The 13,671-nt window shown below is 56.1% G+C and carries 9 protein-coding genes; 8 read left to right on the top strand and 1 reads right to left on the bottom strand.

What is annotated here, in order from left to right:
• Nucleotides 1-114 precede the first annotated feature (114 nt).
• From lon to HALO_RS16235, 5 genes are all read left to right on the top strand, one after another.
• Nucleotides 115-2,580, top strand: coding sequence for an endopeptidase La (lon, locus tag HALO_RS16255; protein WP_035577841.1), 2,466 nt, complete (start codon nt 115-117; stop codon nt 2,578-2,580).
• 167 nt (nt 2,581-2,747) lie between these two features.
• Complete coding sequence (locus HALO_RS16250) at nt 2,748-4,916, top strand: methyl-accepting chemotaxis protein (protein ID WP_035577842.1); 2,169 nt, start codon at nt 2,748-2,750, stop codon at nt 4,914-4,916.
• Between the two features lie 170 nt (nt 4,917-5,086).
• A complete protein-coding gene (locus tag HALO_RS16245; protein ID WP_050713695.1) occupies nt 5,087-7,255 on the top strand; it encodes a methyl-accepting chemotaxis protein in 2,169 nt (722 codons plus the stop codon).
• A gap of 186 nt (nt 7,256-7,441) precedes the next feature.
• Nucleotides 7,442-9,286, top strand: a complete 1,845-nt coding sequence (gene ilvD, locus HALO_RS16240; RefSeq protein ID WP_050713694.1) for a dihydroxy-acid dehydratase — start codon at nt 7,442-7,444, stop codon at nt 9,284-9,286.
• 55 nt (nt 9,287-9,341) lie between these two features.
• Complete coding sequence (locus HALO_RS16235; protein WP_035577849.1) at nt 9,342-10,397, top strand: oxidoreductase; 1,056 nt, start codon at nt 9,342-9,344, stop codon at nt 10,395-10,397.
• A gap of 197 nt (nt 10,398-10,594) precedes the next feature.
• Here HALO_RS16235 and nudE read toward each other — a convergent pair whose 3' ends face one another.
• A complete protein-coding gene (gene nudE, locus HALO_RS16230) occupies nt 10,595-11,236 on the bottom strand; it encodes an ADP compounds hydrolase NudE (protein ID WP_231896730.1) in 642 nt (213 codons plus the stop codon).
• Between the two features lie 77 nt (nt 11,237-11,313).
• Here nudE and yrfG point away from each other — a divergent pair, with 77 nt between their 5' ends.
• From yrfG to hslO, 3 genes are all read left to right on the top strand, one after another.
• Nucleotides 11,314-12,006: a GMP/IMP nucleotidase gene (gene yrfG / locus HALO_RS16225; protein ID WP_035577851.1), complete on the top strand. Its 693-nt coding sequence runs from the start codon at nt 11,314-11,316 to the stop codon at nt 12,004-12,006.
• Entirely contained in the window at nt 12,003-12,392 is a 390-nt protein-coding gene (locus tag HALO_RS16220; RefSeq protein WP_035577854.1) for an RNA-binding S4 domain-containing protein, read from the top strand. The genes yrfG and HALO_RS16220 overlap by 4 nt, the downstream gene beginning before the upstream one ends.
• Nucleotides 12,393-12,630: 238 nt before the next feature.
• Nucleotides 12,631-13,506 (top strand): Hsp33 family molecular chaperone HslO, encoded by an 876-nt coding sequence (gene hslO, locus HALO_RS16215; protein ID WP_035577856.1) that lies wholly within the window; start codon nt 12,631-12,633, stop codon nt 13,504-13,506.
• The last annotated feature ends 165 nt before the right edge of the window (nt 13,507-13,671 follow it).

Raw genomic sequence — 13,671 nt, 5'->3', positions numbered from 1 at the left:
CGCTGTTAAGCAGGCTGTTCTACTCCCCAAGGGTTGAAGTTTAGCTGCACTGCCCGCATTCCATGGACAMCGCTAGGCGGTTCTCACCGCCAGTACCGGTTCATTGGAGGATGCATGAGCGACCAGGATTACGAACGTGATAATGAACACCTTGACTGGCAAACTGATGATGAACAGTCATCCTCAACGACGGCTGATGAGAAGGGCAGTGAAGATTTTCGCTCTGACGGCGAACGAGTAAACTCCCTCGTGCCCGCCAGCGAAATGCTGCCTGAACGTATTTATCTCTTGCCTATCCATAATCGACCTTTCTTCCCTGCCCAGGTGCAACCCCTGGTGGTCAATCGTGAGCGCTGGGAAGAGACCATGCGCCGCGTGGGCAACACGCCGCACCACACCCTAGGCGTTGCCTTTGTGGGTGAACAGGGCGTTACCTCTCTTGACCACGAAGGTTTCCCCGAAATCGGTACCGCGGTCAAAGTGCATAAACTCAAGGGCGAAGATGATCAAATTCAGTTTATCGCCCAAGGTCTTCAGCGCTTTAAGATTACCCGTTGGTTGTCTAAAGAGCCGCCTTATCTCGTCGAAGTCACTTATCCGAAAGAGCCGGTTGACGCGGAGAATGAAGAGACCCGCGCCTACGCCATGGCGATTATCAACGGCATTAAGGAACTGCTGCCGATTAATCCGCTGTATGGGGAAGAGCTCAAACACTACCTCAACCGCTTCAGCCCCCATCAGCCGGGGCCGTTGACCGATTTTGCCGCCGCGATCACCTCCGCCAAAGGCCCCGAACTGCAGGATGTGCTGGCCACCCTGTCGGTGGAAGAGCGGATGCAGAAAGTGCTGCCGCTGCTGCGCAAAGAGATCGATGTGGCGCTGCTGCAGGGCGAGATCAGCGAGCAGGTCAACGCGCAAATGCAGGATCGCCAGCGCGAGTTTTTCCTGCGTGAGCAGCTCAAGGTCATCCAGCGTGAACTGGGTATCTCCAAAGATGATCGCGAAAACGATGTGGATACCTTTAGAGCGCGTCTTGAATCGCTGGTCGTGCCCGAGCGCGTGCAATCGCGCATTGACGATGAGCTCAACAAACTCAGCGTGCTGGAGACCGGTTCGCCGGAGTACGGCACCACGCGCAACTACCTGGATTGGCTCACCTCACTGCCCTGGGGGGTGACCAGCCAAGATCAGTTGGACCTACCCCACGCCCGCCAAGTGCTGGATCGTGACCACGACGGCTTGAAAGACGTTAAAGAGCGCATCATCGAATTTCTGGCCGAGGGCACTTTTAAAGGCGACGTAGGCGGCTCGATTGTGCTGTTGGTCGGCCCGCCGGGGGTAGGTAAAACCTCCATCGGGCGTTCGATCGCCGAAGCCCTGGGGCGCCAGTTCTACCGCTTCTCGGTGGGCGGCATGCGCGATGAAGCGGAAATCAAAGGCCATCGGCGTACCTATGTGGGCGCTATGCCCGGCAAATTGGTGCAGGCCTTTAAAGAGGTCGAGGTCGAAAACCCCGTTATCATGTTGGATGAGATCGACAAGCTAGGGCAGTCCTTCCAGGGCGACCCCGCCTCGGCACTGCTGGAGGTGCTCGACCCTGAGCAAAACGTCGACTTTCTTGATCACTACCTCGACGTGCGCATGGATCTCTCCAAGGTGCTGTTCATATGCACCGCCAACACCCTGGACTCGATTCCTGGGCCACTGCTGGATCGCATGGAGCAGATACGTCTTTCCGGCTATATCGCCGAAGAAAAACTGGCGATAGCTAAGAACCACCTATGGCCGAAACTGCTCAAGCGCGACAATCTGACGAAAAAACGCATCAGCTTGTCCGATGCGGCCTTAAAGCAGGTAATTGAAGGCTACGCCCGGGAAGCCGGCGTACGCCAGTTGGAGAAACAGCTGCACCGCATTGTGCGTAAATCGGCCGTTAAACTGCTCGAAGAAGAGGGCGAGACGGTCAAGATATCGGTTAAAAATCTTGAGGAGTTCTTAGGTGCGCCGATTTTCCGTAAGGAAAAGGTGCTTACCGGCGAAGGGGTGGTGACCGGTCTGGCGTGGACCTCCATGGGAGGGGCGACGCTGCCCATCGAAGCGGGCAAAGTACACTCGCTGGATCGTGGCTTTAAGCTCACCGGCAAGCTCGGCGAAGTGATGCAGGAGTCCGCTAACATCGCTTACAGCTATACTTTAGGTCATCTACAGGAGTATGGCGCCGATGCAGACTTCTTTGACTCGGCGTTTGTGCATTTGCATGTGCCCGAAGGCGCCACGCCCAAAGATGGCCCCTCGGCTGGTGTCACCATGACCACCGCACTGCTCTCGCTGGCCAAGCACCATGCGATCGATCGGCCACTGGCAATGACCGGCGAGTTAACCCTAACCGGCCAGGTGCTACCCGTGGGGGGGATCCGCGAGAAAGTGATTGCCGCAAGGCGCAGCGATATTTTTGAATTAATTCTGCCCGATGCCAATAAACGCGATTATCAAGAGCTGCCCGACTACCTAAAAGAGGGCATGACGGTGCACTTTGCGAAACGCTACCGTGATGTGGCCAATGTGGTGTTTGGCCGCTGATAGAACGTTTATTTAATTCCTTGCAGAGGCTATTTGCCCTTTTATTAAGCGTCTTACCAAAGTAAGGCGCTTTTTTTACATTTGTTCACTGGTTTGCTGACAAGAACCCTAGCGATAATAGCGTATGATTGAATAAAAATTAAGAATATCTAATTCTTGGAGAACTGATGCGCAATAACCAGCCTGTGACGCAACGCGAGTATGTCCTGAGCGAAGAGGCGGTATTGATCTCCCGCTCGGATCTAAAAGGCAATGTCACTTATGCCAATCCCACCTTCGTTGAGGTCAGTGGCTATAGCCGTGAAGAGCTAATCGGCTCTCCTCACAACCTTCTTCGTCATCCAGATATGCCTGAAGCCGCGTATGCAGACTTCTGGAAAACGATTCAAGCGGGGACAACGTGGCAAGGCGTAGTCAAAAACCGACGTAAAAACGGCGATCACTACTGGGTGCATGCTACGGTCGCGCCACTGCGGGACGGTGAGCGTATCGTTGGCTACACTTCTGTGCGCCGCAAAGCTGCCGGTAAAGCCGTTGCCCGGGCAGAAAAAGTCTACGCCGACATTCGCGAAAAGGGCAAGTCCCGCCATTATAAGCTGGCTCAAGGCACACTGCGGCGTAAAGGCTTGACAGGTATGCTGTCGCGCTTTCAGTTCTCTAGCTTGAAAGCCAAGCTCACCAGCATGGTCGTGGCATCGCTGCTGCTGCTCTGCCTTTCGGGTGGATTAGGCGTATACGCGGTGATGATCTCCGGTGAACGGCTAGAAACCATTAATCGCTCCGGATTGGGTGATGTCGCCTCGTTGCAGCATATCGAACGCCATATTGGCCAAACGCTTGAGACGCTTGAGCCTGCAGTGCGCAGCCCCCGCCGCGCTGACCTGGATGCCGTCAACGCAGACATAGGCCAATACACCGAAGCCATGCAAACGCTGTGGGCGGATTACTACGCGGGTGATGCGGTGACGGATGAGTCCGCCCAGGTCTTTGACAGTACGTTGGCTACCTGGATAAACGGGGTGCAAACAACCCTTGAAGCGATTCAAGTGGGCAATGGGTTTGCGGCCTTTGAAGCCTTTAATGACACAGTGGTGCCGACGACTGAATCACTACGTGAGATGAACAGCACGCTGGTCGAAAAGGTGCGCGCCGATGCCGAAGCGTTGGTCGCCAACGCGCAAGGCGGGCGTCAACAGCTGCTAATAGCGCAATTGGTGCTACTGGCAGTGGGCTTTTTAGTCATGATCGGCCTAAGCGTGATGATTCTGAAGTCGGTGTTTCGCAGTTTGTCCGGCGCGCGCTATATCACTTTCCAAATTGCCGCGGGTAACCTGGCCGCCCGTGAGCGGCGTCAAACCAACGATGAACTGGGCGAGCTGCTTTACTCCTTGGACACCATGCGTTTTAGCCTTTCCAGCATCGTGGGTGATGTAGAGAATCGTGTCTCTGTGGTCACTCCGGCAATTCAGCAGATAGCTGCTGAAAACGAAGAGCTCTCTTCGCGTACCGAGCAGCAGGCATCGTCGCTTCAGCAGACCGCCTCGAGTATGGAGGAGATGACCTCGACGGTTCAGCAGAATACTGAGAATGCCCGTCAGGCTACCGACCTGGCGGTGCAAAATGCGGCAAGTACTCGGGAGACCGGTCAGCAAATGCAAAAGCTGGTGGAGCGCATGCAGCGTATCGCCCAGAGTGCTGAAAAGATGACCGAGATGATCAGCGTGATCGACGGTATTGCCTTCCAAACCAATATCCTGGCGCTGAATGCGTCGGTTGAAGCTGCGCGCGCGGGCGAACACGGCCGCGGCTTTGCGGTTGTCGCCAGTGAAGTGCGCAATCTAGCTGGTCGTAGCGCGGATGCCGCCCAGGAAATCCGTAAGATGATTGATAGCACCACCCAGGAAGTCAGCGGTGGCCGCAGTGCGGTGGAGCAGGCGGAGCGGGCAATTGAAGAGGTCTCTAAGCAGGTCAGCCGGGTCAGTGAGCTGATGGAATCGATTAGCACGGCTTCCAGTGAGCAGAGCAGCGGGATAGGGCAAATTAACTCGGCGATTGCCGAAATGGATCTTGTCACCCAGCAGAATGCCTCTAAAGTGCAGTCGATTGCGGCGTCAGCCGACAACCTCTCCCTTGAAGCCTATGAACTCGCCAACGTGGTTGATGCGTTCCGTTTGGAAGGTGCCCAAGATGAGAGCATCAAAGAGGCGCGAGCGAAGTTACAGCGCGCCAACCAAGCCCTCAGCAAAGCAGCCCAAAGTTTGCCCGGGCCTGCCGAGCAGCGTGGCGCTAAGCCACCCGCAACGCAACCACGCGCCGACCAATGGGAAGAATTCTAGTACCCCAGGCAACGCGGTTAGGTGATTGATTTGCCTTTATTCGTTTTAATCATATGCCACCCTTTGCGGTGGCATATTTCATGCATCACCTCTAATTGAAAAGGCTTAGTGTTAGGGAACCGCTAAGCCTAAAGATGGCGCAAGCCTTCAATAAAAAGTAGGGGTTCTAAATGCAAAATGCCGAACAAGCAGCATCCGCTGTTTATGAGCTAGCCGATGACGAAGTGTTGATCTCACGCTCGGATCTTCAGGGCAGAATCACCTACGTCAACCAGACCTTTGTGGAGGTGAGCGGTTATTCGCTGGAAGAGATAATGGGCGAAGCCCATAGCTTGTTCCGCCACCCGACAATGCCAACAGGCGTTTTTCAAAATCTATGGTCAACCATTGAAGCCGGTAAAAGCTGGCAAGGACTGATCAAAAATCGCCGTAAAAGTGGAGAGGCGTATTGGATACATACCACCATTGCACCGCTGCTCGATGGTGAGCGTGTTGTGGGCTATACCTCTATCCGGCGCAAAGCCTCGGCTAAGGCCGTTGCCCGGGCTGAGCGCGTGTACACTGCAATGCAACAGGGCAAAATACGTGGCTTTAAGCTTCATTATGGTGCGTTACGCCGCACGGGGCTGCGGGGTTGGGCGCAACGTTTTAGTTTCAGCAGTATCCAGGCCAAGCTAATCGGCATGGTGTTGGCGTCTATTATCTTATTGGTAATGGCGGGGGCAGCAGGGGTTTATGGCTTAACCAGTTCCGCTGAACGGCTGCGAACGCTCAATCAAACCGGTCTTGAAGGCATCACCGATCTTCAGCAGATTGGTCAGCGCGTTAGCCAAGTGATCCAGGTGTTAGAGCCTGCGGTGCGTAACCCGCGGCGTGCAGATCTCGATGTGCTGGATACACAACTAGCCACCATGAGCACCGCTATTGAAGCGTCATGGCAAGGCTATAGCGCGCAACGCGAAACAAGCAGTGTGCAGGAAGGGCTAACAGCGCACCTCACCACCTTTAACGAAAGTGCCGATACCACCCTAACCGCTATCCGTGATGGCAACGGCTTTGCCGCTTTTGAAGCCTTTAATGACACCGTGCAACCTACCTCTGAGAGTATTAGTGCCACTATCAATGTATTGGTGGACCAGGAGCGAGCGGCCGCTCAAACCTTGATGGAAAACGCCGAGCAGCAACAGCAAGGGCTCTTATACGGCCAGTTAGGTGTTCTCCTGCTAGGTATCATATTAATGGTCGGCCTCAGCATGGCAGTCCTTAAATCGCTGATTAAATCGCTCAACGAGGCGCGCCGGGTAACGTTCCAAATCGCTGCGGGTAACCTCGCCAACCGAGTGACTTTAAAGCGTAATGACGAGTTAGGCGAGTTGCTGAGTTCGCTGGAAACCATGCGTGCCAGCTTGTCGGGGCTGATTACCGAGGTGGGCAACAAAGTCGATGTGGTGACACCTGCGTCCGAACACATCAAACAGCAGAATGAAGACCTGGCGTCGCGCACCGAGCAGCAGGCGTCCTCGCTGCAGCAAACCGCTTCGAGCATGGATCAAATGACCGCAACCGTGCAGCAAAACACTGAAAACGCCCGCCAGGCCAATCAGTTGGCCATGCAAAATGCGACGACCAGCCGGGAAACTGGCGAGCGCATGCAGGCGCTGGTTGAGCGTATGGAGCGCATTGCTGCTAGCGCCAATAAAATGACCGATATCATTAGTGTGATTGACGGCATCGCTTTTCAAACCAATATTTTGGCGCTGAATGCCTCGGTGGAAGCCGCAAGGGCCGGCGAGCAGGGGCGTGGCTTTGCGGTAGTGGCTAACGAAGTGCGTAACTTAGCCGGGCGAAGTGCCGATGCCGCAGGCGAAATTCGCCGCTTAATCGACGCCTCCYCCGAGGAGATTAACGGCGGCGCCCAGGCTGTGAGAGAGGCCGAAGCCGCGATTGAGCAGGTCGTTACTCAGGTGATGAAAGTCAGTGATATTATGGAAGAGATCAGCACCGCGTCCGATGAACAGAGCAGCGGTATCGCGCAAATAAATACCGCCGTCTCGGAAATGGATCACGTTACCCAACAGAACGCCTCCAAGGTACAGTCGATTTCCAGCGCCGCCCAGAACCTCACCCAGGAAGCCCTGGAACTGGCTAATGTGATTGCCGCCTTCCGCTTAGAGGGCGCAGCAGATGAGAGCAGCGAGACCGCCCGCGAGCGCTTGCTTAAACTTACACCTACTCCATTATCAGCACCAGCTCCCCAAGCACTAGCCGCACCTCAGCACAGCTCTCCGCAACGCACTGCCCAGGCACAACCAACGGAAGAGGCGTGGGAAACGTTTTAACTCTTCGGCGCCATGGAGGGCGCTAAATCTCGTCTTTGCCCTACTCTCTGCATCTCGCCTCTGCATCTAGTCTCTACGCAGCACCCATGCCACAATCTAAGGCCGTTGGATTAACACCAGCCCACGCCCTTTTATGCTGTGGTCTGATAAATAATAGACAGTAAAAAGTAGACAGTAGAGGACGCCATGCCAGAGTATCGCTCACGTACCACCACCGCTGGCCGCAATATGGCCGGTGCCCGCGCCCTGTGGCGTGCCACGGGTATGCAGGACGGCGACTTTCAAAAACCGATTATTGCGGTCGCCAACTCCTTTACCCAGTTTGTGCCGGGCCATGTTCACTTAAAAGATATGGGCCAGCTGGTGGCGCGAGAGATTGAGAAAGCCGGTGGTGTTGCCAAAGAGTTTAATACCATCGCGGTGGACGACGGCATCGCCATGGGCCACGACGGCATGCTCTACTCACTGCCCAGCCGTGATCTGATCGCTGACAGTGTCGAGTATATGTGCAACGCCCACTGCGCCGATGCGCTGGTTTGTATTTCCAACTGCGACAAAATCACTCCTGGGATGCTGATGGCGGCTCTGCGCCTCAATATTCCGGTTGTCTTTGTTTCCGGCGGCCCCATGGAAGCGGGTAAAACCAAGCTGCTTAACCATGGGCTGGATCTCGTCGATGCCATGGTCATGGCCGCTGACGACAGCGTAGACGATGAGACTTTGGCGGAAGTAGAGCGCAGCGCCTGCCCCACCTGCGGCAGCTGTTCGGGTATGTTTACCGCCAACTCAATGAACTGCCTGACTGAAGCGCTGGGCTTGGCGCTGCCGGGCAACGGCACGGTGCTGGCCACTCACTCGGATCGCCGCCGCTTGTTTGAAACCGCGGGGCATCGCATTGTCGAGCTGGCCAAGCGCTACTACGAAGGCGACGAGGCGCACCTGCTGCCCCGTGCCATTGCCTCCAAGGCAGCGTTTAAAAATGCCATGACCCTGGATATCGCCATGGGCGGCTCGACCAATACCATCCTGCACTTCCTGGCGGCGGCCCAGGAAGCCGAGGKGGACTTTACCATGTCGGATATAGACCGCCTCTCCCGTGAAGTGCCTCAGCTATGTAAAGTGGCGCCCAATACCCAGAAGTATCACATCGAAGACGTTCACCGGGCCGGTGGTATCATGGCCATTCTAGGCGAGCTGGATCGTGCCGGGGTGCTGGATACGTCGGTACCCACCGTGTACGGCGATAGCCTCAAAGCCGCGCTGGATGAGTGGGATATCATGCGCTCGCCAAGCGCTGAAGTGGTTGAGTTCTTTAAAGCCGGGCCGGGTGGCATTCCCACCCAAACGGCGTTTTCCCAAAGTGCTCGCTGGCCGAGTCTGGATGGCGACCGCGCTACCGGCTGTATTCGTGACCTTGAACACGCTTTCTCACAGCAGGGCGGCTTGGCGGTGCTCTACGGCAATATCGCGCTGGATGGCTGTGTGGTCAAAACCGCCGGTGTCGATGACTCAATCCTGGTGTTTGAAGGCCCCGCCCATGTGGTGGAGTCCCAGGATCAGGCCGTTGCCGATGTGCTGGCGGATAAAGTCAAAGAGGGCGATGTGGTAGTGATTCGCTACGAAGGCCCCAAAGGCGGCCCCGGTATGCAGGAAATGCTCTACCCGACCTCTTACCTAAAATCCAAAGGGCTAGGCAAGGCCTGCGCGCTGCTGACCGATGGACGCTTCTCGGGGGGCACCTCAGGGCTCTCCATTGGCCATGTCTCCCCGGAGGCCGCGGCGGGTGGCGCGATTGGTTTGATTGAGCAGGGCGACCTGATCCGTATCGATATCCCCAACCGGGCGATCAACGTCAAACTGACCGACGCTGAGCTAGCGGCTCGCCGCGAAGCGATGGACGCCAAAGGTGTCACAGCCTGGAAGCCAGKTGAACAGCGCCCCCGCAAGATTACTCCAGCGCTTAAAGCCTATGCCCTATTGGCGACCTCCGCCGACAAAGGGGCGGTTCGGGATCTAAGCAAGCTCGATTGATACTCACAGCTGATACACGCAATCGACATTCGCAACAATCCGAGTAAGGAATCAAATGAAGGCGATTATTAACGTTGGGTTAGTGGGCTACGGTTTCGCTAGCCAAACCTTCCACGCACCGCTGATCCAGGCCACGGAAGGCCTGGATTTGGTGGCAGTGTCGTCAAGCAATGCGGCCAAGGTAGAGGCGTCTCTTCCCAATGTTGAGGTTGAGAGCCAAGCGCTGGACCTCTGTAAGCGTAGCGATATTGATCTGATCGTAATTCCCACGCCCAACGATACTCATTTTTCGCTCGCTAAAGCGGCCCTAACGGCGGGCAAGCACGTCGTGGTTGATAAGCCGTTTACGGTCACGCTTTCAGAAGGCAAACTGCTCAAAAAGTTAGCAGATGACAAAGAGTGTCTGCTGTCGGTGTTCCATAATCGCCGCTGGGATAGCGATTTCTTGACCGTTAAAGATCTGCTGGCGGCGGGAACATTAGGTCGGCTGGTGAATTTTGAATCCCATTTTGACCGCTTTCGCCCGGAAGTTCGCGACCGCTGGCGCGAGAAAGCCACCCCCGGTGGTGGTATCTGGTACGACCTGGGCCCACACCTTCTGGATCAAGCCTGCGAACTGTTTGGCATGCCCCACGCAATCCTGCTGGAGCTTGGCGCACTGCGGGATGGCGCCAAGGCCGACGATGACTTCCTCGCGCTGCTCGACTACGAAAGCTTTCGCGTTACCTTGGCGGCGGGCACGCTGGTGGCGGAACCGACGCCACGCTTTCGGATTAATGGCACCCAAGGCAGCTTCATAAAATACGGCTTAGACCCTCAAGAGGATCGCTTAAAAGCAGGCGAAGTGCCGACATCCCAATGGGGCGAAGATACCCAAAATGGCACCCTGACACTGCGCGAAGGAGAGGGCGAAAACGCGCCGCTAACGCGCCGTGAGCTTCCTACCCTGCCGGGCGATTATCTGGCGTATTATCAAGGCATCACCGCTGCTATCCGCGATAAAGCACCGCTACCGGTCAGCGTCGACGACGCCCTGCGCTCAATGGTCTTGCTGGAAGCAGGCTTAGACAGCCACCGTCAACGGCGCTGGATCGCATTGAAGAACCATTGATGTGAGGGGGGAGGGGTGAGGGGTGAGGGGTGAGGGGTGAGGGGTGAATCGTGAGTGGGTTTTCGTAGCGCGGCGTAAGCGTCAGCGCACCCGCGGAAGCAGCGCGAAGCGGTGCCGGGGTTGGGGTGGCAAGGCCTCTGGGCGGCTTGCTACTCCGCGCACTATTCACTCCTTTCTTCTCACGCTTCACCACCCAATCAAAGCAAATCCGTCGCGCTATTGCGTTTCTCTTCCCGCAACCTATCCCGGGCGATATAGAGCGCGGCGATAGCGCGGGCTTCGTGAAAATCTTCGCGCAGTAGTAGGGCGGGGAGCTCCTCAATGGCGTGGGTTTCCACAATCAACGGCTCTGGCTCATCCCCTGGCAGGCGCTTGGGGTACAGGTCGGTGGCGAGGAGTACCTGCATACGGTGGCGCATATAGTTGGGCGCCAGCGAAAGCTCGACCAGCGGTTCAATGCGGTGAGCGCCAACGCCACACTCTTCCATCAGTTCGCGGTTGGCTGCGGTGATAATATCTTCACCGGGGTCGACCAATCCCTTTGGAAGGGTCAGCACATAATCTTCAAACCCTGCGGCATATTCCCGGATCAGCAGCACATGGTCGGGATCGGGCATCGCCACCATCATCACCGCACCGCGATCAGCGCCGGTTAAGCGCTCAAATTGGCGCTCCTCGCCATTAGAAAAGCGCAAATCCAATGACTCAATCTGGAATAAGCGACTTTCGGCAACGCGCTTGCGCGCCAAAATCTGTGGCTTTTGCTGGTACCCGGAGCGGTTAATGTTGGCATCGTCGGGGTGATTGAAGGGGTTGTGCGTTGGCGGGAACGTCGACATAACAGTGGGCCTCCATGGCTGGTAAAAGGCGGTTACGCTACAATAGCACGCTTACTCCTAACGTGACTGGAGCGGCAATGATTGATTGGCGCGAGATAGACACCGTCCTCTTAGACATGGACGGCACGCTGCTGGATTTACACTTCGACAGCCACTTTTGGCTGGAGCATCTGCCGCGGCGCTACCGTGAGTTGCACCAACTGGATGAAGCCTCTCAAGAAGCCCTGCGTGCACGTATTATCGGCGAGCAGGGCACCTTGAACTGGTACAGCCTGGCGTACTGGAGCCGCGAGCTGGGTGTGGATATCGTCGCTCTGAAGCGCGAAGTCCAACACTTGATAGGCCTGCGCAGCGACGCGCTGGATTTTCTCAAATGGCTAAAACAGGCCCACCCGCGGGTAGTGCTCGCCACTAACGCCGATCGCGCCAGTCTTGCCCTGAAGCTACCCCTCACCGGCCTAGAAGGCTACCTGGACGCTATCGTCTCTTCCGAGGACGTGGGGGCTGCCAAAGAGGAACAAGCATTCTGGTTTGCCCTGCAGGAAATTGAGGCCTTTGATCCCGCGCGTACGCTGTTTATCGATGATAACGCCCGCGTGTTAGAGAGCGCTCGTGAGTTTGGGATTAAGCATCTACTGGGCATTAAACAGCCAGACAGCCAGCGGCCTGAAAAAGAGTTACAGGAATTTATTGCCCTAGACCGCTTTGCGCATCTGTTTCCCGAGCAACTGCCACATCAGTTTTCAGCAACGCAAGGAGAGCGTTCATGAGCGACAGCGTACGCTTGGATAAATGGCTGTGGGCCGCACGATTTTTTAAGACCCGCGCACTGGCTAAAAAAGCCATTGAGGGCGGGAAAGTGAATTACGACGGTGGCCGCGCTAAAACCAGCAAGCAGGTGGAAATCGGTGCACTTATTCGCGTGCCCCAGGGCTGGGAGATATTGGAGGTAGAGGTCTTATCGCTTTCGGATCAACGCCGCGGGGCACCAGAAGCGCGCACGCTCTATGCGGAAACCGCAGAGAGCGCGCAGCGTCGTGCTAAAGAGGCCGAAGCAAGACGCCTCACTAACGAAGCGATGCAGCACCCGCTCAAGCGCCCCGACAAAAAGCAGCGCCGCGATATCCAGCGCTTCCAGCGCCATCAGGGTGAGTAACGAGACTATCGTAGGTGAGTGACTCCCTTTAATTACTCCCCCATAACGGGATCCGAGAGCAGGTTGAAGCGAGGGTCTTTTGACAAGGATGTCAAAAGTAGCGCCCATGGATGGGTTCACAGCGCCCTCGCGTAAACCTGCCCTCGGCACTGAGGAGCGCGGATTGTCAACTGCGATAMCCCTGAGCCAAGTAGCCCTTAGCCACTAATAAACTAGTTAAACCTTAGGTTGCCAAATTATGTCCGATCAAATTCAACGTTTTATGTTCGATCACACCAATGTCCGCGGCGAGATCGTCACCCTGGCTGCCGCCTATCACGAAGTGTTGGATCGCCACGCCTACCCTCCGGCGGTCAATGAGCTGCTGGGCGAGCTGTTAGCCGCCGTGGCGCTGCTCACCGACACGGTTAAGTTAGATGGCACGCTGAGTATCGAAGTGCGCGGGCGCGGCGTTCTTTCATTGCTGATGGCCGAATCCAATCCCGGTGGCGAACTGCGCGCGATTGCCCGCATAGCAGAAGACGCCGCGCTGCCTAGTGAGCGTGCCAGCTTCCGCGAGCTGGTGGGCGAAGGCCAGATCGTGATTACCCTTGATCCCCGCGAAGGTAATCGCTATCAAGGCATCGTGGCGCTGGACCAAGCGTCACTGGGTGGCTGCCTGGAAGCCTATTTCAGCCAATCCGAGCAGTTGCCAACCCGCCTGTGGTTAGCGGCCGATGAGAAGCGCGCGGGTGGGTTACTGCTACAGCGGCTGCCAGAAGAGTCACAAAACCAGGATGTCGATGCCTGGGATCGCAGCGTACAGCTAGCCGATACGATCAAAACAGAAGAGTTGCTGGGTCTTGAGCAACGCGAAGTACTGCATCGCCTCTACCACGAAGAGACCGTGCGTGTTTTTGAGCCCAAAGCCCTGCGCTTTGGCTGCACCTGCTCTCGGGAACGTATGAGCTACGCGCTGCACTCTCTAGGCAAGGATGAACTGCGCGATATTCTCCACGAACAGGGTGCTATCGATACCCAATGCCACTTTTGCCACACGAAATATCACTACACAGCAGCGGATATTGAAACTTTGTTGGACGACCCCGAAGCGCCATCGCCCACGATTCACTAAGTATGTAGTCGAGGTCGCGGGGTAGGGCAGTTCCCAGCAGTGCTAGGAGGGCCAGTGGATTCAATGAATTTGCAATTTCTTGCAAACGGCTGTTTGAATTATTACTGCGCCGCAACACAAAATGTAGTGCCTTTGTAGTAGTTTAACTACAAGATATTTGATCTT

The organism is Halomonas sp. R57-5 (genome assembly GCF_900070345.1).
Lineage (GTDB): Bacteria > Pseudomonadota > Gammaproteobacteria > Pseudomonadales > Halomonadaceae > Vreelandella > Vreelandella ventosae_B.
The sequence above is the reverse complement of the archived record's forward strand: the minus strand, read 5'-3'. Positions and strand labels throughout refer to the sequence as shown.